The sequence below is a fragment of the Methylobacterium phyllosphaerae genome, assembly GCF_001936175.1.
In the GTDB taxonomy this organism is placed as follows: domain Bacteria; phylum Pseudomonadota; class Alphaproteobacteria; order Rhizobiales; family Beijerinckiaceae; genus Methylobacterium; species Methylobacterium fujisawaense.
Genome location: NZ_CP015367.1, coordinates 1038768 through 1063029 on the forward strand (window position 1 = coordinate 1038768; position 24262 = coordinate 1063029).

The following is a 24262-nucleotide window of genomic DNA, read 5'->3' on the forward strand; positions in this document are numbered from 1 at the left end:
AGAGCCATGACCGACCGCACGCCCAGCGCCCTGGCCCTGCCGCCGTCCGACGGCCCGGCGCCGAACCGCCGCCTGCTCCTGTCCGCCGGGCTCGGCCTCGCGGCGGCCGCGATGCTGCGCCCCGCCCGGGCCGCGGGCAGTATCCGGATCGGCTACCAGAAATACGGCTCCCTGGTGCTGCTGAAGGGCCGTGGCAGCCTGGAAACGGCGCTCCAGCCGCTGGGCGTCACGGTGGCGTGGTCGGAGTTCCCGTCCGGGCCGCCGCTCCTGGAGGCGCTGAATGCCGGGGCGATCGATTTCGGCTCCGCCGGGGAGGCCCCGCCGATCTTTGCCCAGGCCGCGAGCCCGGAGCTGCGCTACGTCGCCACCGAGCCGCCGGCGCCGCGGGGGGAGGCGATCCTCGTGCCCAAGGACAGCCCGGTGCGCAGCGTCGCCGACCTGCGCGGGAAGACCATCGCCCTCAACAAGGGCTCGAACGTCCACTTCCTGCTGGTGCGCGCCCTGGCGCAGGCGGGCGTGCCCTATGACGGGGTGAAGCTCGCCTTCCTGGCGCCGGCGGACGCCAACGCCGCCTTCGTGCGCGGCTCCGTCGACGCCTGGGCGATCTGGGATCCGTATCTCGCCGCCGCCGAGCGCGCCACGGGCGCCCGGGTCCTGGCCGACGGGCAGGGGCTCGCCCCCAACCGCCAGTTCTACCTGTCCCGGCGGGGCTTCACCGATTCCAGCCCGGAGATCGTGTCGGCCGTGCTCAAGGCGATCGGTGAGGTCGATGCCTGGGCGGAGGGCCACGCGGACGCCGTGGCGGCGGAACTCGCCCCCGCGGTGGGCATCCCCGCGCCGGTTCTCGGCGTCGCCCTGGGACGGCTGTCCTACGGCGTCGCGCCCCTCGACGCCGCGGCGGTCGCCGACCAGCAGAGGGTCGCCGACGCGTTCCACGGGCTGGGCCTCCTGCCGCGACCGATCCGGGTCGCCGACGCGGTCTGGACGCAGCCCGAGCGCCGGGCCGAGAATCGGGCGGAGACTCGCTGATGCGCAACGCCAAGCTCGATCGCCTCGGCGACACGGCCCTGCCTTGGCTCCTGCCGGCGGCGCTCCTTCTCGGCTGGCAGGCCGCGGTCTCGGCGGGCCTCGTCTCCAACCGCTTCATGCCGGCGCCCCTCGACGTGGTCCGGGCCGGCTGGGAGGCCGGGCGGACCGGGGAGCTCTGGACCAATCTCGGCGTCAGCACCCTGCGAGCGCTCGCGGGCTTCGTGATCGGCGGCGGCATCGGCTTCGCGCTCGGCCTCGCCAACGGCCTGTCGCGCCTGTCGGAGCGGCTCACCGACACCTCGGTGCAGATGGTGCGCAACGTGCCCCACCTGTCGCTGATCCCGCTGGTGATCCTGTGGTTCGGCATCGGCGAGGAGGCCAAGCTGTTCCTCGTGGCGCTCGGCGTGTTCTTCCCGATCTACGCCAACACCCTGCACGGCATCCGCTCGGTGGATCCGGGCCTCGTGGAGATGGGCCGGGTCTACGGCATGTCCCGCAGCGAGCTGTTCGCCCGGGTGGTGCTGCCCGGCGCCCTGCCGTCGATCTTCGTCGGCCTGCGTTACGGCCTGGGCATCATGTGGCTGACGCTGATCGTCGCCGAGACGATCTCGGCCTCGTCGGGGCTCGGCTACATGGCCATGCAGGCGCGCGAGTTCATGCTGGTCGACGTCGTGGTGCTGGCGATCCTGATCTACGCGGCCCTCGGCAAGCTCGCCGACGCCCTGACCCGCCAGCTCGAGCGCACCTGCCTCGCCTGGAATCCCGCCTACAGGAGCGCCTGATGCTGCTCGACGCCGTCCGCCGCGAGGCGCTTCCCGACGCCGGATCGGCACCCCGTCAGGCCGGGGGATCCGCATCGTCACGCCCGCCCGCGGAGCCCGCGGGCCGCGGCATCGCCGTCACCGTCCGCGACCTGCACAAGAGCTTCGACGGCACCGCCGTCATCGAGGGCCTGAACCTGTTCCTGCCGGCCGGCGGGTTCACCGCGGTGGTGGGCCGCTCCGGCTGCGGCAAGAGCACCCTGCTGCGCCTGATCCTCGGGCTGGAGACGCCCACTGGCGGCCGGATCGATCTGGAAGGGCCGGCGACGTCGCCCCGCCGGTCGGAGCCGCCGAAGCGGATCATGTTCCAGGAGCCGCGCCTCCTGCCCTGGGCGCGGGTCGTCGACAACGTCGCGGTCGGCCTGTCGGGCCTCGGCTCCCGGGCCGAGCGCCGGGAGCGGGCGCTCGCGGCGCTCGCCGAGGTCGGGCTCGGCGACAAGGCGGGACAATGGCCCGCGACCCTGTCGGGGGGCCAGCGGCAGCGGGTGGCGCTGGCCCGGGCGCTGGTGAGCCGGCCGGGCCTGCTCGCCCTCGACGAACCCCTTGGCGCCCTCGACGCCCTGACCCGCATCGGCATGCAGGACCTGATCGAGCGGATCTGGCAGGCGCAGGGCTTCACGGCGCTGCTCGTGACCCACGACGTCGCCGAGGCGGTGGCGCTGGCCGACCGCATCCTCGTGGTGGAAGCCGGGCGGATCGCCCTCGACCTGCGGGTCGACGTGCCGCGCCCGCGCCGACGCGGGGATCCGGATCTCGCACGCCTCGAAGGCCGTATTCTCGATCATCTTCTGGGCGCGCCGCAGGCCGCCTGACCCGCAACGGAGCTTCCCGATGACCGCATCGCACGACGGGCGCGCCGACGTCCTCTGGTTCCTGCCGACCCACGGCGACGGGCGCTATCTCGGTGCCCAGGAGGGCGCCCGGGACGTGTCGCTCGGCTACCTCCAGCAGATCGCGCAGGGCGCCGACGCCCTCGGCTATTACGGCGTGCTGCTGCCCACCGGGCGCTCCTGCGAGGATTCCTGGATCGTCGCCTCGGCCCTGGCGCCCCTGACCCGGCAGCTGCGCTTCCTCGTGGCGGTGCGGCCGGGCCTGATGGAGCCCTCGGCCGCCGCCCGCATGACCGCGACCCTCGACCGGATCTCCGGCGGGCGCCTGCTGATCAACGTCGTCACCGGCGGCGACCCGGTGGAGCTCGCCGGCGACGGCGTGTTCCTGTCCCACGACGAACGCTACGCCGTCACCGACGAGTTCCTGACGATCTGGCGCGGCCTGCTGGCGGGGGAGACCGTGACCTTCCAGGGGGCGCATCTGCGCGCCGAGAACGGCCGGCTGATCTACCCGCCGGTGCAGAAGCCCTATCCGCCGCTCTATTTCGGCGGCTCCTCGCCCGCCGGGATGGCGGTGGCGGCCGAGCATTGCGACGTCTACCTCACCTGGGGCGAGCCGCCGGCGCAGGTCGCGGAGAAGATCGCCGCCGCCCGGCAGGCCGCCGAGGCGAAGGGCAAGACCTTCTCGTACGGCATCCGCCTGCACGTCATCGCCCGGGAGACGGAGGGCGAGGCCTGGGACGCGGCCGAGCAACTGATCTCGAAGCTCGACGACGCCACCATCGCGAAGGCGCAGGAGACCCTGAAGCGGCAGGATTCCGTCGGCCAGAGCCGAATGATGGCCCTCCACGGCGGCAAGCGCGACAAGCTGGTGGTGTCGCCCAACCTCTGGGCCGGCGTCGGCCTCGTGCGCGGCGGTGCCGGGACGGCTTTGGTCGGCTCGGCCGATCAGGTCGCCGACCGGATGAAGGAGTACATCGATCTCGGGATCGACCGCTTCATCCTCTCGGGCTACCCGCACCTGGAGGAGGCCTACCGCTTCGCCGAGCTGGTCTTCCCGAAGCTGCCGCTGCGCGCCACCACGGGTCGCCCGGCCACCAATGCCCGCAACGACGGCCCGTTCGGGGAGATCGTCGCCAACGACATCGTGCCCAGCCGCCGCGTCGGCGCGCACTGACCGGAGGATCGGGCCGCCCTCCGGGACCGGGCATGGCTGATCTGCATTCGCGCTGCCCGGGTGTCATGGTGACGCCATCCTTGGCGTCCATCCGCCCCGCCCATCGCCGCGCGCCGTACGCGCGCGGCCGGGACGAGTGAAGGATGTCCATGACTTCGACCAAGACGGCCCTGCTGGCCATCGGTCTCTGCCTCGGCCCCGCCGCGGCCTTCGCGGAGCAATCCCCGGCCCGGGAAGCGCTCAAGCAGTACTGCACCGGCGACTACATGGATTTCTGCAGCGCCTACGCGCCGGGCGGCCCGGAAGTCGAAGCCTGCTTCAAGGCCAATCTCAAGAAGCTCTCGCCCAACTGCTCGGCGGCGATCACCGCCTACAAGAAGGAGCAGCGGGCGACCAAGCGCTTCAGCGAGGCGCGCTGAACCGTCACCGCACGGCGACGCCCAGAGGCGCGCCGCTGCAGTCGAGATGCGCCGGGTTGGTCGAGACCACCCCGGCATTGCACCCCGCCTGCGTCCCGACATAGAGGGGCGTCCCCCCGGATCCGGGCCGCGCGAGGTAGCCGATCGGCCGCGTGCCGGCGTCGAGATGGCGGGGATTGCTGGTGACGAGGCCTGCATCGAGCCCGGCCGCCGTGCCGACATAGACGGGCGGGTCGCCGGGGTTACCCGGTTGCGCCAGCGTGGCGCCGATCGGTGCCGTGGCGCAGCCCTTGTACCCCGGGTCGATCGTCACCTCGCCGGCGTTGCAGCCGCCCTGCGTGCCGACATAGAGCGCCGTACCGGGCGCCCGGGGGGCCGGGGGCGGCGCGACGGCCGCCTGCGGCGCGATAGCAGCCCGCGGCGCTTGGGCGGCCCGCGGCGCTTGGGCAGCCTGCGGCGCTTGAGCGGCCGGCCCGCCGCCGAGCGCCGTCCGCAGGGCCGCGATCCCCGCCTTGACGTCCTCCAGCGTGCCGACCACCACGTAGCAGGTGTAGCTGTGCGCCCCGGCCGGGACGTTGTTCTCGCGGAAGACGCAGTTCCACTTCACCGTCGCGTTGCCGGGGCCCGGCAGGGTCGCGAAGTTGAACCGGCCGTAGCCCGCGTTCGGCACGCTCGGCTGGGGGAGGGCGGGGCTGTACACGCCCATGGCCCGGGATCCGTCGGCATTGGCCAGGATCACCGGCACGCCCTGCTCGGCCGGCCCCGCGGAGAGCGGCGCGGAGCGGCCCGTCGCCGGATCGTAGCTCCAGAACTGCGCGAAGTCGGGGGGCATGTAGGCGGTGGCCGCCTCGAAGGTCGCGGAGGCATGCGGCTCGGCGGTGACGTAGGTGGCGCGGTACGCGATGGCGTTGGCCACGCCCTCGGCGCCGAGGGTGACGCGCTTGGCCAGGACGTCGTTGGAGCGCGGCCCGGCATGGGGGCCGGGGCCCTTCGGGCAATTGCCGGTCGTCGCACCGGGCCCGATCCAGTAGGCCATCTGGGACCGGGTCTCGAGCGTGTCGGCGCCGACCTGCAGGGCCGTGAGCAGGCTCGTGCTGCGCGGGCCGGTGCCGTCGGCATCGCTGCCGGCCTCCGTGGGGTTCAGGCACTCCCCGTAGCCGTCGAAGGCGGCGGCCGATTGCAGCTCCCGGCCGTGGTCGCGGGCGTTGATGAATTGCGTACCGCCCCAGGTCAGGCTGTCGATGGCGCCCGCGGTCCGGGACGAGACGCCGACGGCGAGGGGCGATCCCTTGAACGGCCGGCTGATCGTCGCCCGGCCGCCAGGCTCGGGCCATGCGATCGACGGCGCATCCGCGGCGCGGGCGGACCCGGCGAAGCCGGCGAGCAGCAGCGCCGCGCAGGCGGGACGGGTGGGTCGGATCGGTGCGGTCATCGGCGACTCCTGGGCGCCGTCGGCTTAGCAGGTGCGGGCGCGCCGTCCAGAATCGCATCCCGGATACCCGACCGGGACCCGCGCGCCGCAACCGGGCTTTGCGGTCCGCCGCCCGCGCCGATGCTGCCTTCGGGCAGCCTCACGCCTGCACGATAATTTAAGCCCGTGGCCGCCATCAGGTTAGGACACGCGCGGCCGAACTCCGAGTCCTGCGGCTCTGTGATGATCGGCCCGCGCGACTATCGGGAACCTGTCTCGGCAGTCCCGGAGACTGCACGATGTGGAGGCCGTGCCGATGACGACACCCGACCTGACGTCCGCCGGAACCGCTTCCCGGGCCGGCGGCCGCGAGGGGCTGCTGCGCGGTGCACGCATCGGCGCCGCCGCGGCGGTGACCGTGATGGTGCTGCTGCTCGATCTCATCAGCTACTCCCAGCTCATCTTCGCGGGGCCGCTGGCGGAGAGCCGCGCCGCCGGCCTGTCGGGCCTGCTCGCGGCCTACGTGCTGGGCAGCCTCGTCTTCATCGCGCTCCGCCGGACCGCGCGGATCTCGCTCTCCTTCATCGGCGCGGCCGCGATCGTGCAGGCGGCGATCGCCGCGGGCGTCGCCGGGCAGCTGGAAGCGGCGGGCGTGACCGATCCGGAGACGGTGGGCCAGCTCGTCCTCGTCGCCTGCGGCGTCTCGACCTTCGCCACCGGATTGGTCTTCGCGCTGCTCGGCACCCTGCGGGCCTCCCTGCTGGTGCAGCTCCTGCCCTATCCGGTGCTCGCCGGCTTCCTCGGCGGCGTCGGGCTGCTGTTCCTGCGCAGCGGCGTGCAGATCGGCGGCCATGTCGACGATCCGCTGGCGGCCCTGCTCCGCACCGTCGACCCGGCGGCCCTCGATCCGGGCCGGATCGATGCCGGAGCGCTGGCGCGCATCGCCCTGACCCTCGGCATCGGCTTCTGCGCCTTCTACCTGCCCCGGATCGTCCGGCACTGGGGGACCTATCCCACGGTCATCCTGTCGAGTCTCGCCGTGGTCCATCTCGGACTGGCCTGGACCGGCACCAGCGTCGCCGCCGGGCAGGCCGCGGGATGGCTGATCGAGCCGCTGCCGGCGGGGTCGCTGCTGCGGCCGCCCGCCATCGGCAGCCTCATGGCCTTCGACCCGCACCTGCTCCTGCCGATCTGGCCCAAGATCGCCACCCTGGTCGTCGTGGCGGTGATCATCCAGATCCTCTACGTGGTGAGCGTCGAGCTGGAGATCCGGCGCGACCTCGACATCGACCGGATGTTCGTGGCCTCCGGCGCCACCAACATGGTCGGAAGCCTGTTCGGCAGCTCCGCGATGGGCTTCGGCCGGACCTCGACGCTCCTGCTGCACAACATCGGCGGCGGCCACTGGCTCGGCTGGTGGCTGACGCTGGCCGTCATGGCGGCGCTGCTCATCGTCGGGGCGAGCCCCCTGGCGCTTCTGCCCCGCCCGCTGGCCGGCGGCGCCCTGATCGCCATCGGCATCGGGCTGCTGTTCAACCTGAACATCGCCTGCCGGACCCTTCCGGGCTGGGAGATCGCCATCGCGCTGGTCGTGTGCGCCGCCACGGCGTTCTTCGGAGCCACCACGGGCTTCCTGGTCGGCGTCCTGCTGGCGATCCTGATCTTCGGGGTCCAGTACGGGCAGATCGGCGCGATCCGCCGGTCGCTCTCCGGGGCGGAGCGGCGCAGCAGCGTCATCCGCGGTCCCGACGCCGCGGCGCGTCTGCAGGAAGCCGGCGGCCGCACCCGGATCTACACCCTGCAGGGCTACCTGTTCTTTCTCAACGCCCAGGCGATCTACCGGCGCGCCGGCGCGGAGGCCGGGGATCTGCGCGTCCTGATCCTGGATTTCCGCGAGACGGTCGGGCTCGACAGCTCGGCGCTCATCGCGTTCCGCAAGGTCGGCCAGCTCGCCGAGCAGCGGGGCTTCGACCTGCTGCTGGTCCATCTCGATCCGGCCGCACGCCTGCAGATCGCCCGCAACGGCCTCACCGCGGACCCGCATATCCGGATCCGCGACACCCTGGACGAGGCCCTGCGCGAAGCCGAGGCCACCCTCCTGGCGGAGGCCGGGGGAGCCGGCCCGGGGGAGGTCGCCGTCTTCGCCCGGCACATGGCCGATCGGCTGGGCAGCACGTTCGGGCCGGACGACTTCGCACCGTATCTGACGGTCCGCGACCTGACGGCCGGCGCGACGCTGATGCGCCAGGGGGAGGCGGCCGACGCCCTCTACTTCCTGGAGCAGGGCGTCGTCTCCATCGAGATGGAGGTTCCCGGCCGCGGAAACCTGCGCCTGCGCACCACCACCGCGGGCACGGTGATCGGCGAGATCGCGCTGGTCCAGGGCGGCCGGCGCACCGCCACCGCCATCGCCGAGAGCCCCTGCCGGGTGGTCGGCATCGACCGCGCCGGACTCGCCCGCATGGAGCGGGAGCGCCCCGATCTGGCGCTCACCTTCCAGCGCTTCCTGATGCTGGAACTCGCCGGCAAGGTTTCCGACACGAACCGGCTGCTCGAGGCGGAGATGCTGTGACGCACCCGGCGGCGCCCGCCCTCCGCACCGTGGATCAGGCCGCCGCCAGCATCACGGCGAACCCGAGATGGGTGACCTGATGCAGGAACTGGTCGATGCCGACCAGCCACCAGAACCGGGCATCCGTGGCGGGCAGGCGCGTCCGCTGGGCGACCAGCGCCTTGCCGCGGTCGATCGCCGTGTGGATCGCGAAGTCCGCCAGCGCCAGCCACCACAGGGCCGGCTTCACCGCGAGGGCGATCAGCAGCGTGCCGAGGCCGTGCAGGCCGGTATGGGCGCAGAGCGGGACGAGCCACGCGGACGGCCGTTGCTTGCCTTCAGCCATCCAGTTGGTCTGGAACAGGAAATCCGCCGCGAGGTGCTTCACGGCGAACGCGAGGACCAGCAGCGCGAAGGCACCCACCGGGACGAGCGTATCGACGGACGGCATCGCGGCCCCGGCTCTCCTGACGCGATCCTGCGGGGAAGGGTTCGGATGCGCATCCCGCGCTCCGAATCGACAGGCCGCCAGCATACACGCGCCGACCGGCCCTGGCGCGGACGGAAATCCGATCCCACGGCCGCTCCGGCACCGGACGCCAGACACCAGACGCCGGACCGCAGGATTCAAGACCCAGAAAGTCGTCACGACCTTCTTCGCACCCGGAAACCAGATCTTTTCGATAATCGCTGCGAAAACATCCCGAACAGCGAATATTTTAATCATTCTAATTCACGAAGATAGACATTGTTGTCCAAATCGACCGCATGATAGCTGTCCCGGCTGCGTGAGCTACGCAGGCGGGACAATGTGAGCGGGATCGTGGCGGCCCGGAATTACGACGCTGGCCTCTCCGGCCAGAGGATCACGGCGGCTCCCGTGCCTGGCTCCGGCCGGCAGCCGCCCGGCGGATCCTGGAACCTCGCGGCGTTCGAGCGTTATCGCGCCGCCTATCTGGCGAGCGCGCGCCGCATCCTCGGCTGCCCGGCCCAGGCCGAGGACGTTGTGCAGGACGTGCTGCTCCGGCTCATCGCGGATCCGCCTGAGGCCGCGGATGCGGTCCAGGCCGCCTATGTCGGGCGGATGGTGCGCAACCTCGCCCTCGACCGGGCTCGGCGGCAGGGCTTCGAGCGGCGCCTGTTCACCGGCCTCGATGCCGCCCCGGATCCGGCCGACCCGGGGATGGGAACCCCCGAGGCGGCCGCGGCGTCGCGCGAATCCCTGCGGCAGGTGGAGGCCGCGGTGGCCGAGCTGCCGGAGCCGGTGCGGACCGCCTTCCAGCTCCACCGGGTCGAGGGCGTTCCGCAGATCGAGATCGCGGCCCGGCTCGGGGTCTCACGTGCCCTGGTGTGCGGCCTCGTGCGCCGCGGCCACCTGCATTGCCTCGCGGCCCTCGACCGGCGCTGCGCCGCCTGTCCGGCGCGCACCGACGCACCACGCGAGCATCAGCGCCAAGCCGATCCCGTCGGCCAGGAACTCGGCCGCGACCCGGCTGGCGAGCACCCCCGTATAGCCGAGGAGCGGCGGCAGGATCAGGAGCGGCGGGATCAGCGCCAACCCCTGCGCCGCCAGCGACACGGCGGCGGCCCGGCGCGGCGCGCCGATCGCCTGGAACAGGGTCGCGGCCGTGAGCTGTAGGCCCACCGGCATGAAGGCCACGGCGAAGATCGCGGTGGCGCGCGCACCCTCCCGGGCGGTCCCCGGATCCTGCGCGAACAGGCCCGCGAGGGGCTCGGCCAGCACGATCATCAGGCCGCCCACGATGGCTCCATAGGCGAGGGCGGCGGTGAGCACGAAGGCGAGGGCGCGGTGCAGGCGATCCCGGCGGCCGCCACCGGCGGCGTGGCCGAGGACGGCCTGGGCGCCCGCCATCGTCCCGAGGAGCGGCAGCGCCGCCACCAGGGTCAGCCGCAGGGCGATGCCCTGCGCGGCGACGGCGGCGTCGCCATAGGGGGCGGCCGCCTCCACGAACAGCGCCATCGCGAAGGCCGCGAGGAGGCTGGAGCCGGTGGCCGGCACGGCGAGGGTCAGGGCCTCGGCGAGAGCCGCCCGCCCGACCCGGCTGCCGGGCCATCGGACGCTGATGCGGTCCGGCCCCCGCGCCCGGGCGAAATGCAGGCCGTAAGCGGCCGCCCCCGCGAGCTGCGCGCCGATCGCCGCCCAGCCGGCTCCCGCCGTGCCGAGACCGCAGACCCGGATCAGCACCCCGTCGAGCAGGATGTTGAGGCCGAAGCTGCCGACCATGACTGCGCCGCTGAGGCGCGCATGGCCCTGGGCGCGCACGATGAAGCCGCCGACGATCATCACCAGCATCAGCGCCGTGCCGACCGTGGCGAGCGCCGTGTAGGGCGCGGCCTCCGCGGCGAGGGCGGCATCGGCGCCGAGGAGGCGCAGCCAGAACGGCGTGTCGGCGACGATCGCGGCCGTGACGGCGAGCCCGGCCGGCAGGCTCAGCCAGAAGCCGAGGCCGGCAGAGGCCGCGGCGCGGTCGTCGTCCCCCGCCCCGAGGGCGCGGGAGACCTGCGAGGCCGCCGCGATCCCCGCCCCGTAGCCGAGCGCCGCGACCAGCAGCGTGACCGGATACGCGATGGCGATGGTGGCGATCGCGGCCGCGCCGAGATCGGCCACGAACCACGCATTGACCAGCATCTGCAGCGCGTGGGCCGAGATGCCGAGGATCGCCGGCCCCGACAACCGCAGGACGAGGGCGACGACCCGGTCCTGGTCGAGATCGACCGGCCGCCTCACGGGGCCGCCGCAGCCGACCGGATGGCCGCCCGGGCGGCGCGTTCCTCTTCGAGGATCGTCTGCGCGATGGCGCCGGCCCGCACGGGCAGGATCGACAGCAACGTCTCGGTCAGACCATGCGTCGGCTCGCTGAAGCCCTGGAGGTGCAGGCTCACCCGGGGCTCGGCGCGCTCCAGCGGCAGGCGGTAGTGCCGGTCCGCGGTCTCGCCGGCCATGAATGGGCGCACGGGATCGAGGATCGCCGGCACCGCGGCGCGCTGGTAGCCGGTGGCGCAGATCACCGCCGCGTAGCTCTGCCGTTCCTCGGTGCCGGCGACGTCGTCGCGCAGGGTCGCGCGCAAGCCCTCCGATGCCGGCTCCAGCGCCACCACCCGAGTGCTCCGCCGCAGCCGGTAGCGGGTCACGCCGCTCACCGTCTGCTCGTAGAGCGTGGCGTAGAAGTCCTGGATCAGGTCGGCGTCGACCACCGCGTAGTTGGTGGCGCGATGGGCGGCGATCAGCTCGGCCCGGACCGGCGCGGGGGCGCCGTGGATCCGGTCGACGGCCGCAGGGTCGAAGATCTCGTTGACGAAGGGACTGTCGTCGGCGGGCTTCAGGGCGGGCCCGCGGATCGCGAGGTCGACGAGCGCCCGCGGGTAGCGTGCGCCGAGATCGGTGACGATCTCCACGGCGCTCTGGCCGCCGCCCACCACCAGGATGCGGGGCTCCGGCCCGTCCAGGCGCGGCGCCCCGAGGGCCTGCGCGATCCCCGGCAGGTACCAGGAGGAGTGGATCAGCCGCCGGTCCTGCGCGTGGGCCGCGAAGGGGGCGGGGATCGCCGGGTCGCCGCCCGCGGCCACGACGAGGTGACGGCAGCGGCGCAGGCGGCGCGTCCCGGCGCCGTCCCGGGCCTCGACCACGAAGGCGGCGAGCCGGCCGTCGCGGATCTCCGGCCGCACGGCCTCCACGGTCTCGCCATACGCGACCACGTCCGAGAAATGGTCCGCCGCCCAGGCCAGGTAGTCGTTGTACTCGACCCGGGACGGGTTGAACGTCTTGAGGTTGAGGAAGGTGCTGAGCCGCCCCTTCACGTGCAGGTAGTTGAGGAAGCTGAACGGGCTCGTCGGATCGCGCAGGGACACGAGGTCCTTCACGAAGCTGATCTGCATGTCGGCGCCGGGCAGCATCATCGCCCGGTGCCAGCCGAACCGATCCTGCCGCTCGATGAACCGCAGGGACGTCCGCGGCGGCCCGTCGCCCATCGCGTCCCGCAGGGCGATGGCCAGGGACAGGTTGGCCGGGCCGAAGCCGATGCCGATGATGTCGTCGGTCGCGGGGTGATCCGTCATCGCTCGCATCTCTGTTCGCTCGGGGGGCGGTCTAGGCCGGCACGGCGGGGGGCCGCGGCGCGGCGTCGGCGGCGGCCGCGCCCGGCACCCAGAGCCGGTCGCGGACGAAATGCTCGCGCGACAGGGCGACCAGGGCCGCCCGCTTGTGGGGGAAGTCGACGGTGGCGATCGTCGCGAAGCCGGAGGCGTGAAGATTCCGGATCTGCTGGGCGTGATCGGCCCGGGGCTCGCCGACGATCCGCTGCGTGCGCGGCTCGTCGAGGAGCAGGTAATGCATCAGCGACGGCAGCCACGCCGAGAGAACGGGCCGCCCGCGGACGGCTTCGTCGCCGATCGCCACGTGCCAGCCGCGGTCGTAGGGCCCGGCTTCGTAGAGCGGCCCGAGGCGGCTCTCCCGCGCCCAGTACAGCTCGAAATAGCCGAACGGCTTCCCGTCGAGGCAGCCGAACAGCGGCAGGGTCGCGGGGTCGGACTGGAGCTTGGCGATGTAGGCGGCATGCGCCGCGAGGGTGCCGGTCTCCTGCCAGATCGCGGCGACCCGGGGATCGTTCATCCAGGCGGAGAACAGGGCGACGTCGCCGGGCTCCGTCATCGTGCGGAAGCTCACGGTGCGGCCGAGCCAGGGGATCGCCCGCGCGTAGACCGTGCCGGCGGGCGTCCCGGGCCGCAGCGGGTGGCGGCGCCCGTCCGTGGCGGTGAACAGCTCGGGGAACGGCGGCCGGACCGCGGGAAGCCAGCGGGCGGCGCATTGCCAGAGAAGCCCCGGCAGGATCTCGACCCCGTCGCCGCTGCGCCGGGCCGCGCCGAGGTCGAGCAGCCGCCCGGTCGTCGCCGGATCGGCCGTCACGGCGATGCGCAGGACCCGCGTGTCCTCGGCGGTCAGCGCCTCGGCGCGCGCCAGGATCGCATCCACGGCGGCCGCCGGCTCGACCGAACCGGCGAGGCGGATCACCGGCACCTCCCGGGTCCCCTCCAGGGCCAGCGGCACCCGCGCGTCGGCGTGCGCCGTGTCGTCGTGCATCCCGTCCCTGGACATGCTGGGCCTCGAAGCGTCCGTCATCCGTCCTCCGCGTGTCGCCGGCACCTCCCTGACGGATGGGGCCGCCCGGCGTTCAGACCTTTCGTGCGGGCGCGGCCCGGAGGCCCCGGGGCGCCGCCGTGAACGGCCCCCCGCCTCAACCGTCAGTTCATCGAGGCCCGGAGCGGCGCAGGAGCGAGCGGATGGACAGGCAGACCGGCCAGGCGGCGATGGCGGACGAGGCGGCGATCGCGGACACGGGCGCGGACACGACCGCGGACGCGGCCGGGGATTGGACCCTGGCACCGGTGGTGGTGGCCTTCGACCGGGCCGGGCACGGCGCCTTCTGGCCGGCCGGCCGGGCGCTGCCCGCCGGCTGGAGCCGGGCATACGGCCCCTGCGGGATCGCGGCGGCGCGGGACTGGATCGCCGATCCGGCGCACGCGCCCGAAGCCGTCCCCCTGTCGGAGCCAGCCCCCGACGCCGACCGCGAGAGCGTCCCGGCCCGGCTCGCCCGCCTCGCCGCGGCCGAGCCCGGGCGGCCGGCGGTGGTGTTCGGGAACCGGACGCTCACCCGGGGCGAGCTCGACACCCGGGCCTGCGCCCTCGCGGCCGGGCTCGCGGCCCGCGGGATCGGGCGCGGGGACCGCGTCGCGGTGGCGCTGGAGCGGTCGCCGGAGATGATCGTGGCGCTGCTCGGGGTTCTGCGGGCCGGCGCGGCCTTCCTGCCCCTCGATCCCGCATACCCCGCCGCCCGGGTGCAGCTGATGCTGGCGGATGCCGGCATCGCGCATTGCGTCACGACGCCGGCGATCGCCGCGCGCCTGGAGCTTCCGGCGGGCCTCGCCCGGCTCGATCCCGCCGCCCTGGAAGCCGACCGAGCCGCCGCCGCCCCGGTGATGCCGGAGCCGGGGGATGCCGCCTACCTGATCTACACGTCGGGCTCCACCGGCATGCCGAAGGGCGTGCTCGTGGAACACGGCCCGCTCGCCATGCACTGCCGGACCACGGCCGCGGCCTACGCGATGGACGCGGAGTCGCGCGAGCTCCATGTCCTGTCCTTCGCGTTCGACGGCGCCCACGAGCGCTGGATGACGCCCCTCGTGGCCGGCGGCTGCATCGTGCTGCGCGGCCCCGACCTCTGGACCGCCGCCGAGACCCTGGCGCAGATCCGCCGGCACCGGGTGACCCATGCGGGCTTCCCCACGAGCTTCATCGGCCAGCTCGCCGACTGGGCCGAGCGCCTGGGCGAGGCCCCTTCGGTCCAGGTCTACTCCTTCGGCGGGGAGGGGATGCCCCGGGAGACCTTCGCGCGGCTCGGACGCGCCCTGAAGCCCCGGCTGCTGATCAACGGCTACGGCCCGACCGAATGCGTGATCTCGCCGCTGATCTGGGCGGTGCCGCCGGACGCGACCTTCGACGAGCCCTACGCGCCGATCGGCGGCCCGGTGGGCGCGCGGGCGGCCTACGTGCTGGGGCCCGATCTCGAACCCGTGGGCGCGGGGGAAACCGGCGAGCTCTACATCGGCGGCGGCCTCGCCCGGGGCTATTGGGCGCGTCCGGCGCTCACCGCCGAGCGGTTCCTGCCGGACCCCTTCGCCGCGGGCGGCGGCCGGATGTACCGAACCGGCGACCGCGTGCGGCGCCGCCCCGACGGCAGCCTCGCCTTCGCCGGACGGGCGGACGATCAGGTCAAGATCCGCGGCCACCGGATCGAGATCGGCGAGGTCGAGGCGGCCCTGCGGGGGCTGCCGGGCGTCGCGGAGGCCGTGGTCCTGCGCCGGGAGGGCCCGGCCGGTGCCTATCTCGCGGGCTACGTCGTGCCGTCACGCGGGCGCCGCCCGGAGCCCGGCCGCCTGCGCGCCGGCCTCGCCCGCACCCTGCCGGAGCCCATGGTGCCGGCGAGCCTGACCCTCCTCGACCGGCTTCCGGTGACCGCCAACGGCAAGCTCGACCGCCACGCCCTGCCGGACCCCGCCGCCGACGACCGGCGCGGGCGGCCCCCCGGCTCCGCCACGGAGCGGCGGCTCGCCGGGATCTGGTCCGAGGTCCTGGGCTTTCCGGTCCGGGTGGCGGACCGGCGCTTCTTCGAACTCGGCGGCGATTCCCTGTCGGCCCTGCGGCTGGTGGCGCGCCTGCGCCTCATCGCGCCCCGGGGCGGGATCGGCGTGGCGGACCTCCTGCGCGATCCCACCATCGCGGAGCTGGCGGCGCGGATCGATGCCGGAGCGGAGGCGGCCGACGAGGGCCTCGCCCCCACGGTCCGGCTGTCCGCCGGGCAACCGGAGAGCGACCGGCCGGTGCTGGTGCTGTTCCCGGGACTCCTGGTGAGCACCCGGGAATACGAGCCCCTGGTGGCCCATCTCGGCCCCGGGCAGGAGGCGCACGGCTTCCTGTGCGCCTCCCTGGTGGAGGCGGTCCGGCCGCTGCCGGCGGTGGCCGACCTCGCCGACGCCTATGCCGAGCGGGTGCGCGGCCTGATGCGCGGCCGCGCCGGCACGTGCGTCTTCCTGGGCTGGTCCTGGGGCGGAGTGCTGGCCTACGAGACCGCCCGCCGGCTCGGCCCCGGCTTCCCCCTGGGGTGCGTCGGCATGCTCGATGCCTGCGGCCTGGAGGCCAATTTCGCCCCCGGCGCCGGCCGGCCGATCGCGCCCGAGGAGCGGGCGGCCCACGAATCGCTGGTCGGCGCCTGGCTCGAGCGCTCGCCGATGCGTGCGCATTGGGCGGCCCTGCGCGCCCGCATGGACCCGGAGGCCGACCTGCAGTTCCTGCGCTTCCTGGCCGCCGAGCCGCAGCCCCTGCCGACCGACGGACCCGAGGTCGGAAGCCGGGAGCGGATGCTCTGGACGCTGGTCGACCACGCCATTCAGTTCCGCAGCCTCCGGCTGGAACCCGCCGCGGTGCCGGTCCACAGCTTCGTGGCGGCGGAGTCCCTGACCCGCGGCCTGCCGGTGATCGACTGGTCCGCGCTCACCAGCCGGCTTCTCGCGGTGGAGACCGTACCGGAAACCGATCATCTCGACATCGTCCTGTCACCGTATCTCCACGACCGGATCGCCGCGCTGATGGCGCCCGGTGCCGGGACATGGGGCCGGGCCGCGCGGACCGTCGCCGGGACTGCCGCCGGAGCCGCCGCCGGGACCGCCGCATGACTCCGCGGGATCCCGATCTGACCTTCGAGGCCCTGCGCGACGCCCATGTGGCCGCGCTCACCGGCTCCCTGATCGACGGCGTCGAGCACGGCCCCGGGGGGGCGGGTTACGTCTGGTCGCGGAGCATTCCGGACCCGACCCTGAACTTCGCCTTCGGGGTGCATCGGCCCGACCAGTTCGCCTGGGCGGGGGCCGCGGCCCTCGGGCGTGCCCGGGCGCCGGCCTTCCTGGCCCGGGACGACGCGGAGGTGGCGCTGCTGCGCGATCTGTTCGAGCCGGCGGCGCTCTACCCGGCGAGCTGGATGGTGGCGTGGCCGCGGCCGTCGTCGTCCGCGGCGGGTGGCGCGATCACCGTGCAGGCGGCGCCCGCGCCGGGGCCGGATTTCGAGCGGGTCTTCGCTCACCTGTCCGACGACCCGGGCGTGCGGACGCATCTGCGCCGCTTCTATATCCCGGCCCTGCGCGCGGCCCGGAGCAGGACCGGACTCGCGCCGTTGCACCTCGTCCTGCGCGACGCCACCGGTCCGGCGGCCTGCGCGAGCCTTTACCTGCGCGGCGACAGGGCGGGGCTGTACAATGTCAGCACGCGGGCCGACCGGCAGCGTCGCGGCCTGGGCACCGCCGTGACCGTCGCGGCCCTGCGCGAGGCGCGGGCCCGCGGGGCCACCCAGGTCTTCCTGCAATGCCCGGCCGGCGGCGCGGTCGAGGCGCTCTACGTCCGGGCGGGCTTCCGGACGGTCTGCGCGCCCACCCTGCTGTGCACGAGCCCGCCTTGATCGGGATCCGTTCAGAACGGCTCCGCGCCATACCCGTCGGGCGTGAGGCTGAAGACGAACCCGATCTCCGCCGCCGCGTCGCCCAGGACCAGCGCGCTGACCGGCCCGGCGACGACCTTGCCCTCGCCCTCCGCCCAGGCGTCGTACCGTCCGCGGGACTCGAGGGCCGCCAGCGCCGCGAGGGTGCGCCGCGCCGCCCGGGGCTGCCGGACGCCGTTCTCGTCGCGCCAAGCCGCCGCGTCGGCGGGCCAGACCCGGCGCGGCAGGGACGGCCTGTCGCCGCGCGAGGGCGGGCGCATGGCCGCGACCCGGAACGTGCGGATCCTCACGGCCGGCCGACCCAGGCCGCGCGCAGGACCCGCAGGGGCGCCGTCGCGGCAGGCGCCGTCGCGGCGGGCGCCGGGCGGCGGGGCCCGGGACAGGGCACATCCGGGCGGAGCGGCCGCCCGGCCGGAGGGACCATGCCCGCCACCGCGCGGGAGAGCGCCGCGGCCAGGGGCGCGTAATCGGCCAGATGCACGCCGTCCCGGTGGAGACCGGGGCCGGCGAGCCCCCCGGTGCCGGCGCGCCACGCCGCGAACGGGTCGAAGAAGGTGTGGCCCCCCTCGGCACACAGCCTCGCCAAGCGGTCCGAAAAGACCGCGACGGCGGCGGGATCCCGGCCGGTCGCCCCGATTCCGACCGGCGGTACGGCGGCGACGAACACCTGTGCCGACCACGCCTCCAGACTGCGCAGGATGCGCCGGACATCGGCCTCGAACCGGTCGACCACGCGGGCCCGCTCGGGATGCCGCCAGCGCTGGAGGTCGTTGGTGCCGATGATCAGCACCGCGGCCGCGCAGCGGGTCGGCACGCGCAGCTCCGCGAGATGGCGGCCGCAATCGGCCGCGGTGCTGCCGCCGACGGCGATGTTGATGCAGGCCCGGCCGCCGAGATCCGGCGTTCCGACGAACTCCGCGTGGGAGTTGCCGGCCAGCAGCACGCTGTCCGGCGCGGCCGCCCGCAGGGCCGCGCGGATGCCGGGACGCCGGTCGGCGAACCGGCGCCCGACGATCCGCCCATGCCGCCAGTGCCGGGCGGCGGTCTCGATCCAGGGGACGTCCATGACTGTCCTGATCAGGCGTGAGGGCTCGGCCGCTCCCGGATGGCCGGGACCGGAGAATGACGGGTGCGGTCCGCGACAGAACCGTCACGACCGCACGACTCGGCCGCACCACGACTCGGCCGCACCATGACTTGGCCGTTCCCTGACATGGACACGGCATGACTTGGCGACCGGGCACCGAAGCGCGGGAAACACGGGGACATCCGATCCGCGACCGCAGATCGTCTTCGCATCTTCTATGTGGGAAAATTTCACACGTCAATCGCCCAGCGGAACGGATCGGTCCCGGATCCGAACGGGGACGACTTCCGGCCGCTGCGGCGCCGCGCTAGGTCGGTGGCCGCGGGGCGCCGTCGGTCGCCCGGAACCGTCGGGGGGCCAGGATGGCCAGCGAGATGATCAGGGATCGGGTCTTCATCGTCACGGGCGCGGGCTCCGGCCTCGGGGAGGCGACGGCGCGGGGCCTCGCGGCGGCGGGGGCCCGGGTGGTCGTGGCCGACATCGCCCGGGAGGCCGGCGCCCGGGTGGCGGCGGATCTCGGGACGCAGGCGCGCTTCGTCGAGACGGATGTCACCCGCGAGGCGGATGGCGCGGCGGCGGTCCGGACGGCGCTGGACGCCTTCGGGCACCTCCACGGGCTCGTGAACTGCGCCGGCATCGCGCCGGGGGAGAAGGTGGTCGGCCGCGACGGGCCGCACCGGCTCGAGACCTTCGCGCGGGCGGTCTCGGTCAACCTCGTCGGCACCTTCAACATGATCCGGCTGGCGGCCGACGCCATCGCCCGGGAGGCGCCGGACGCGGCGGGCGCCCGGGGCGTGATCGTCAACACCGCCTCGATCGCGGCCTTCGACGGCCAGATCGGGCAGGCCGCCTACGCGGCCTCGAAGGGCGGCGTGGTCGCCATGACGCTGCCCCTCGCCCGGGAACTCGCCCGGCACGGCATCCGGGTGGTGACCATCGCGCCGGGCATCTTCGAGACCCCGATGATGGCGGGGCTGCCCCAGGACGTGCAGGACACCCTCGGCCAGAGCGTGCCCTTCCCGCCGCGCCTCGGCCGCCCGTCGGAATACGCGGACCTCGTCCGCCACATCTGCGAGAACCCGATGCTGAACGGCGAGACGATCCGCCTCGACGGGGCGCTGCGGATGCCGCCGCGCTGACGGCTCAGCCGATCGACACGCTGGTCAAAACCGCGGCGGCCCGGCAGACCTCGGCGGCGATCATCTCCTCGCTCGGACCGTCGATCGGCATATCCGACAGGATCGCCGCCACGTCGCGCTTCACGTCCTCGCGGATCTCCGGGTTCTCCTCGGAGAGCCGCCCGATCAGGACGCCGAGCACGATCTCCAGGGCGGACAGCTTGGCGTGCAGGCGCGTGAAATCGTCCAGCGGCTCGGGCTCGTGCGCGGTCATGGCCTGCTCCATCCGTGAGGGCTCCGCCGTCGCCGAGGGGCACGCCGGATCGTCAGCGTCTCATACAGGGGCCCCGGCCGCCCGTCTCGCGGGGCGCCCGGCCGCGCTCCGGGGCGACGGCGGCAGAATTTTTTCCGGGCGCGGGCAACCGGATTTCCGGACCCGACGTTTCACGCTCCCGTGAACGAGCCCGCAAAGGGACTACCCGCCATGATCACCCGCCTCACCGCCGCCGCCGGCCTGCTCGCCCTCTCCGCCAGCTTCGCCGTGGCCCAGACCCCCACCGCGACCCCCGCCGAACCCGCCACCAAGGCCGACAGCAACCTGAAGGAGTGGCAGGTCGCCAAGGTCGCCAAGGTCGGCCTCGCCCAGGCGCTCGCCACCGCCGAGGCGCAGGGCGACGAGAAGGGCGGCCGCGCCATCGACGCCGACTTCGAGAAGGCCGACAGCAAGGATCCGGCCCACTACGCGATCAAGGTCGTCTACCCGAGCGGCAAGCTGGTCGAATACGGCATCAACGCCGATACCGGCGCCCTCTACAAGACCGAGAACCAGCCGATCGAGCGCTACTTCACCCGGCTGAAGGCCTCCGACTTCCAGAACGCCAAGACCTCGCTGAAGGACGCGCTGGCCATCGCCGAGCAGAAGGCCGGCGGCGGCAAGGCCTACGAGGCCGAGGTCGAGAAGGACGGTTCCGCGGTCCAGTACGAGATCAAGGTCGCCGGCGCCGACAAGGAGCAGGAGATCAAGGTCGGGCCGGACGGCAAGGTCCTGAACTGAGGCGCCGGGCTGCGGCGCAGGCCGCCGCAGCCCGCCCCGTCCTCGCGCGGGGCGCGCGGCAATCCGGGGGACGCCCGGCCGATCCAGGCCGCGCTGCCCCGAAGCGCTTCATGCGCGGGACGGCTCGGCCGGAGCGGCCGCTGCAACCTGTCGCCCCGCGGCAAGCGGACCCGAACCACCGTCTCGTCCATTCCCTTCGTAAGCGGCGGCTGGAGCGGCCGCGGACGGGAAGGGCAGGATGGACGCACGCGCGCTGGACGAGGGTCATCTCGGACGGGCCCATACCCGGGTCGAGGGTCCCGACAAGGTCACGGGCCGGGCCCTCTACAGCTCCGACCGTGTCGGCCCGGAGACCGCCACGGCCCACGCCGCCCTGGTGACCAGCACCATCGCCCGGGGCCGCATCACCGGCTTCGACCTCGAAGCCGCCGGGCGAGTGCCGGGTCTCCTGGGGATCTTCACCCACCGGGATTTCGCGGGCGCGGTGGCGCCGGTGAAGCACCTGATGGCCGGCGGCTTCGCCAACAGCTCGCACCGCCCCCTCGACTCCGAGGCGATCGCCTATGCCGGCCAGATCGTGGCGCTGGTCGTGGCGGAGACGCAGGAAGCGGCCGCGGCGGCGGCGGGCGCGGTCCGGGTCGCCTACGCGGCCGAGCCCGCCGCCGGCGGCTTCGATGCGCCCGGCGCCGAGACCTTGCGGCTGGCCGATCTGAAGCCCCATCACGAGGACATCGCCCGCGGCGATGCCGAGGCGGGCTTGGCGGACGCGGCCGCCCGGATCGAGGCGCGCTACGAGACCCCGGTCCAGCACCACAACCCGATCGAGCTGTTCACCACCCGGGCCGCCTGGGACGGCGACAGACTCACGGTGCACGAGCCGACCCGCTACGTCGGCGCGGTCCAGCACGGACTCGCCGCGCAACTCGGCCTCGATCCCGCGCAGGTGCGGGTGGTGGCGGGCCTGATCGGCGGCCATTTCGGCTCGAAATTCGCGCTGTCGCAGCACACGGCGCTCGTCGCCCTGGCAGCCAAGCGCCTCGGCCGGCCGGTTTCCCTGGTCCCGAGCCGGCGGCAATGCTTCACCATCGCCAATTACCGGCCGGAATCCCGCCACCGCATCCGGCTCGGCGCCGACCGGACGGGCCGCTTCACCGCCCTGGCCCACGAAGCCGACACCGTGACCTCGCGCTTCGATCCCTTCGTCATGGAGGGCGCGGAGGTGACCGCGAGCCTCTACGCCTGCCCGAACATCCGGACCGAGGAGCGGGCCGTGCGGGTCGACCGCAACACGCCGGGGCCGATGCGGGCGCCCCCGGAGGTCCCGTTCCTGTTCGCCCTGGAGAGCGCCGTCGACGAGATGGCGGCCGCGCTCGGCATGGACCCGATCGAGTTGCGCCGGCTCAACGACACGGCGGTGGATCCGGTCTCCGGCAAACCGTTCTCGACCCGGCCGCTGATGGCCTGCTTCGATGCGGGCGCCAAGGCCTTCGGCTGGTCGCGCCGGGCGCCGCGTCCGGGTTCGATGCGCGACGGTCCCTGGCGGGTGGGTCTCGGCTGCGCCACCTCGGTGCGGCCGGTGAAGATCGCCGCCGCGACGATGCGGGTCCGGCTCGGCCCGGACGGGTCCGCGGAGGTGGCCTGCGCGCATCACGAGATCGGCAACGGCATCACCACGCTGCTCGCCATGGGTGCCGCGGACGGGCTCGGGGTGCCGGTTGAGCGGGTGACGGTCCGGCTCGGCGACACGGACCTGCCGGCGGCGGGTATCTCGGGCGGATCGAGCACGACCACCAGCCTGATGAACGCCCTGGCATTGGGCTGCGGGCAGATCCGCGAGACCCTCGCGCAGGCCGCGACCGGGCAGGGCGGCCGCCTCGCCGGCCATGATCCGGGGACGCTGCGCCTCGTGGGCGGGCGGCTCGTGGCCCCGGACGGGGCCGGGATCGCGCTGACCGAGGCGGTCGGACCGGCGGGCGTGGAGACCGTCGCGGCGTTCGTGCCCGAAGGCGGCGACCGCGAGACGGCGCTCCAGGGCCTGCGGCAGGGCCATATCGGGCTCAGCCTCGGCGGGGGCGGGAAGGCCGTCTCCTGGGGCTTCGGCGCGCAGTTCGCGGAGATCCACGTCCATGCCGAGACTGGGGAGATCCGGGTGGCCCGGCTCACCGGCGCGTTCGCGGCGGGGCGCATCCTCAACCCGCTGACCGCGCGGAGCCAGCTCACGGGCGGGATGATCTGGGGCCTCGGCTCGGCGCTGCTCGAAGAGACAGTGCTCGACGGTGCCGCCTACCGCAACCCGGATCTCGCCGAATACCTCGTCCCCACGGCGGCCGACGCGCCGGAGGTCGAGGCGCTGCTGGTACCCGATCCCGACGACCGGGTGGACGCGCTCGGCCTGAAGGGTCTGGGCGAACTCGGCATCATCGGGGTGAACGCCGCCATCGCCAACGCCGTCCACCACGCCACCGGCCGCCGCATCCGCAGCCTGCCGATCCGGCTGGAGGACGTGGCGTAACGCCGGCCGCTTCTCCCTCCCCCTCTGCGGGGGAGGGAGGGCGCGCCATTCTGCGACCCGCTCTACTCCATCGTCGGCGCGAGCTTCTTCACGCTTGCCACGTCCTCGCCCAGCCATGCCGCGTTCTTGGCGGTGCCGTCGAAGGTCGCGCTCGTCTTGAACAGCTCGTACTTGCCCTCCAGCGCGTAGGGCTTCGACCGCGACAGCAGCTCGGCCACCGCCGCCTTGTCCATCGGCTTGAAGGTCTTCACCGCCTCGAAGGCCTGGTCGAGGTCGCGCTGGTTCTGGATGCCGGTGATCACCACAGAGACCGGCAGGTTCAACGAGAAGTGCAGGTACTCGATCGGCTTGATCGGCGCGTCCGCCTTCAGGATCACCCCGTCGCCAAAAGTCTTCATGGCGAGCGGCGCGATGCCGTTCTGCACGAGGTACGGCAGGACGAGGTGGCTGAACGAGCGGAAATGCGCGTCCATCACGTTGACGGGCATCTGCACGGAATCGAAGTGGAAGCCGCGCTCGGCGGCGACCTCCAGCATCTGCAGGTGGATGCGCGGGTCCTTGTGGCCGGTGAAGCCGATGTAGCGCAGCTTGCCGGCCTTCTTGGCCTCCAGGAAGCCTTCCATCGCCCCGCCCTCGGCGAAGACCCGGTCCGGGTCGTCGAAGCGCAGGATCTCGTGGTGCTGGACGAGGTCGATCCGGTCGGTGCGCAGGCGCAGGAGCGACTGGTCGATCTGCTTGATCGCCTCCTCCTTGGTCCGCCCGTCCATCTTGGACATCAGGAAGACCTTGTCGCGATAGCCGCCCTGGGCGAGGGCCGCGCCCATGCGCAGCTCCGAGCGCCCGTCGTTGTAGTCCCAGCAATTGTCCATGAAGGTGATGCCGCGGTCGATCCCGGCATGGATCAGCCGCGTCGCCTCGTCGTCGGTCACGGCCTTCTTGCCGAGGTGGAACCCACCCATGCCGATCGCCGAGATCTTTTCCGACGTCTTCCCGAAGGTCCGGTAGAGCATCTCGCCCCGGCGCTCGCCGGGATCGGTGACGAAGGGCAGGTCCGCCGGGTCCTGCGGGCGGTTGCCCGGGAGCACGGGGGCGTTCACGGCCGCACCTGCGCTGCCGGCGCCAGCCAAGCCCGCGCCGAGCACGGCGCCCTGTAGGAAGCTGCGGCGTTCCATCGGCTGTCTCCGTTCGAGG

Annotated in this window: 20 protein-coding genes and 1 pseudogene; 12 read left to right on the forward strand and 9 right to left on the reverse strand. The window is 73.6% G+C overall.

Annotated features, from left to right (window positions below; all coding sequences use genetic code 11):
- Positions 1–6: 6 nt before the first annotated feature.
- From MCBMB27_RS04535 to MCBMB27_RS04555, 5 genes are all read left to right on the forward strand, one after another.
- A complete protein-coding gene (locus MCBMB27_RS04535; RefSeq protein ID WP_075379948.1) occupies positions 7–1029 on the forward strand; it encodes a sulfonate ABC transporter substrate-binding protein in 1023 nt (340 codons plus the stop codon).
- A complete protein-coding gene (ssuC, locus tag MCBMB27_RS04540; protein ID WP_043357563.1) occupies positions 1029–1811 on the forward strand; it encodes an aliphatic sulfonate ABC transporter permease SsuC in 783 nt (260 codons plus the stop codon). Before MCBMB27_RS04535 ends, ssuC begins: the two co-directional genes overlap by 1 nt.
- The gene (locus tag MCBMB27_RS04545) at positions 1811–2662 is read left to right on the forward strand and encodes an ABC transporter ATP-binding protein (RefSeq protein WP_043382382.1); all 852 of its coding nucleotides are present in this window, start codon (positions 1811–1813) and stop codon (positions 2660–2662) included. The genes ssuC and MCBMB27_RS04545 overlap by 1 nt, the downstream gene beginning before the upstream one ends.
- A gap of 19 nt (positions 2663–2681) precedes the next feature.
- Entirely contained in the window at positions 2682–3857 is a 1176-nt protein-coding gene (gene ssuD, locus MCBMB27_RS04550) for an FMNH2-dependent alkanesulfonate monooxygenase (RefSeq protein WP_043382379.1), read from the forward strand.
- A gap of 149 nt (positions 3858–4006) precedes the next feature.
- A complete protein-coding gene (locus tag MCBMB27_RS04555; RefSeq protein WP_043357569.1) occupies positions 4007–4276 on the forward strand; it encodes a hypothetical protein in 270 nt (89 codons plus the stop codon).
- A 4-nt stretch (positions 4277–4280) separates the two neighbouring features.
- On the opposite strand, the gene MCBMB27_RS29055 is transcribed toward MCBMB27_RS04555, so the two are convergent.
- Positions 4281–5708, reverse strand: a complete 1428-nt coding sequence (locus MCBMB27_RS29055) for a hypothetical protein (RefSeq protein WP_075379949.1) — start codon at positions 5706–5708, stop codon at positions 4281–4283.
- A gap of 295 nt (positions 5709–6003) precedes the next feature.
- On the opposite strand from MCBMB27_RS29055, the gene MCBMB27_RS04565 reads away from it, so the two are divergent.
- Positions 6004–8259 carry an SLC26A/SulP transporter family protein gene (locus MCBMB27_RS04565; RefSeq protein WP_075381873.1) on the forward strand — a complete coding sequence of 752 codons (2256 nt, stop codon included), beginning with the start codon at positions 6004–6006 and terminating at the stop codon, positions 8257–8259.
- A 34-nt stretch (positions 8260–8293) separates the two neighbouring features.
- Here the strand turns inward: MCBMB27_RS04565 and MCBMB27_RS04570 are convergent, their stop codons facing one another.
- The gene (locus tag MCBMB27_RS04570; protein ID WP_043357581.1) at positions 8294–8689 is read right to left on the reverse strand and encodes a DUF3307 domain-containing protein; all 396 of its coding nucleotides are present in this window, start codon (positions 8687–8689) and stop codon (positions 8294–8296) included.
- Between the two features lie 429 nt (positions 8690–9118).
- Here MCBMB27_RS04570 and MCBMB27_RS30500 point away from each other — a divergent pair.
- A pseudogene (locus tag MCBMB27_RS30500) lies at positions 9119–9550 on the forward strand (sigma-70 family RNA polymerase sigma factor); the annotation flags it as partial.
- Positions 9551–9574: 24 nt separating this feature from the next.
- Here MCBMB27_RS30500 and MCBMB27_RS30505 read toward each other — a convergent pair.
- From MCBMB27_RS30505 to MCBMB27_RS04590, 3 genes are read right to left on the reverse strand one after another with little or no spacing between them, the layout of a single operon-like run.
- Positions 9575–10987: an MATE family efflux transporter gene (locus tag MCBMB27_RS30505; RefSeq protein ID WP_043756515.1), complete on the reverse strand. Its 1413-nt coding sequence runs from the start codon at positions 10985–10987 to the stop codon at positions 9575–9577.
- A complete protein-coding gene (locus MCBMB27_RS04585) occupies positions 10984–12315 on the reverse strand; it encodes a lysine N(6)-hydroxylase/L-ornithine N(5)-oxygenase family protein (protein ID WP_043382372.1) in 1332 nt (443 codons plus the stop codon). The genes MCBMB27_RS30505 and MCBMB27_RS04585 overlap by 4 nt, the downstream gene beginning before the upstream one ends.
- 31 nt (positions 12316–12346) lie before the next feature.
- Positions 12347–13351, reverse strand: coding sequence for a GNAT family N-acetyltransferase (locus tag MCBMB27_RS04590; RefSeq protein WP_236952900.1), 1005 nt, complete (start codon positions 13349–13351; stop codon positions 12347–12349).
- Positions 13352–13536: 185 nt separating this feature from the next.
- Here MCBMB27_RS04590 and MCBMB27_RS04595 point away from each other — a divergent pair, with 185 nt between their 5' ends.
- Together MCBMB27_RS04595 and MCBMB27_RS04600 are read left to right on the forward strand one after the other, a co-directional pair.
- Positions 13537–16485 carry an amino acid adenylation domain-containing protein gene (locus MCBMB27_RS04595; protein ID WP_075379950.1) on the forward strand — a complete coding sequence of 983 codons (2949 nt, stop codon included), beginning with the start codon at positions 13537–13539 and terminating at the stop codon, positions 16483–16485.
- A complete protein-coding gene (locus MCBMB27_RS04600; protein ID WP_043382476.1) occupies positions 16482–17261 on the forward strand; it encodes a GNAT family N-acetyltransferase in 780 nt (259 codons plus the stop codon). The genes MCBMB27_RS04595 and MCBMB27_RS04600 overlap by 4 nt, the downstream gene beginning before the upstream one ends.
- An 11-nt stretch (positions 17262–17272) precedes the next feature.
- Here MCBMB27_RS04600 and MCBMB27_RS04605 read toward each other — a convergent pair whose 3' ends face one another.
- Positions 17273–17590 (reverse strand): hypothetical protein, encoded by a 318-nt coding sequence (locus MCBMB27_RS04605; RefSeq protein WP_075379951.1) that lies wholly within the window; start codon positions 17588–17590, stop codon positions 17273–17275.
- A complete protein-coding gene (locus MCBMB27_RS04610) occupies positions 17587–18366 on the reverse strand; it encodes an SGNH/GDSL hydrolase family protein (protein WP_075379952.1) in 780 nt (259 codons plus the stop codon). The genes MCBMB27_RS04605 and MCBMB27_RS04610 overlap by 4 nt, the downstream gene beginning before the upstream one ends.
- A gap of 395 nt (positions 18367–18761) precedes the next feature.
- Between MCBMB27_RS04610 and MCBMB27_RS04615 the strand changes: the two genes are divergently transcribed.
- The gene (locus MCBMB27_RS04615) at positions 18762–19526 is read left to right on the forward strand and encodes a 3-hydroxyacyl-CoA dehydrogenase (protein ID WP_236952901.1); all 765 of its coding nucleotides are present in this window, start codon (positions 18762–18764) and stop codon (positions 19524–19526) included.
- A gap of 4 nt (positions 19527–19530) precedes the next feature.
- On the opposite strand, the gene MCBMB27_RS04620 is transcribed toward MCBMB27_RS04615, so the two are convergent.
- Complete coding sequence (locus MCBMB27_RS04620) at positions 19531–19779, reverse strand: hypothetical protein (protein WP_053610153.1); 249 nt, start codon at positions 19777–19779, stop codon at positions 19531–19533.
- 210 nt (positions 19780–19989) lie between these two features.
- Between MCBMB27_RS04620 and MCBMB27_RS04625 the strand changes: the two genes are divergently transcribed.
- Positions 19990–20559: a PepSY domain-containing protein gene (locus MCBMB27_RS04625; protein ID WP_075379953.1), complete on the forward strand. Its 570-nt coding sequence runs from the start codon at positions 19990–19992 to the stop codon at positions 20557–20559.
- Positions 20560–20797: 238 nt separating this feature from the next.
- Entirely contained in the window at positions 20798–23071 is a 2274-nt protein-coding gene (locus MCBMB27_RS04630; RefSeq protein WP_075379954.1) for a xanthine dehydrogenase family protein molybdopterin-binding subunit, read from the forward strand.
- A gap of 62 nt (positions 23072–23133) precedes the next feature.
- Here MCBMB27_RS04630 and MCBMB27_RS04635 read toward each other — a convergent pair whose 3' ends face one another.
- Positions 23134–24243 carry an aldo/keto reductase gene (locus tag MCBMB27_RS04635; protein WP_053609750.1) on the reverse strand — a complete coding sequence of 370 codons (1110 nt, stop codon included), beginning with the start codon at positions 24241–24243 and terminating at the stop codon, positions 23134–23136.
- Positions 24244–24262: the final 19 nt, after the last annotated feature.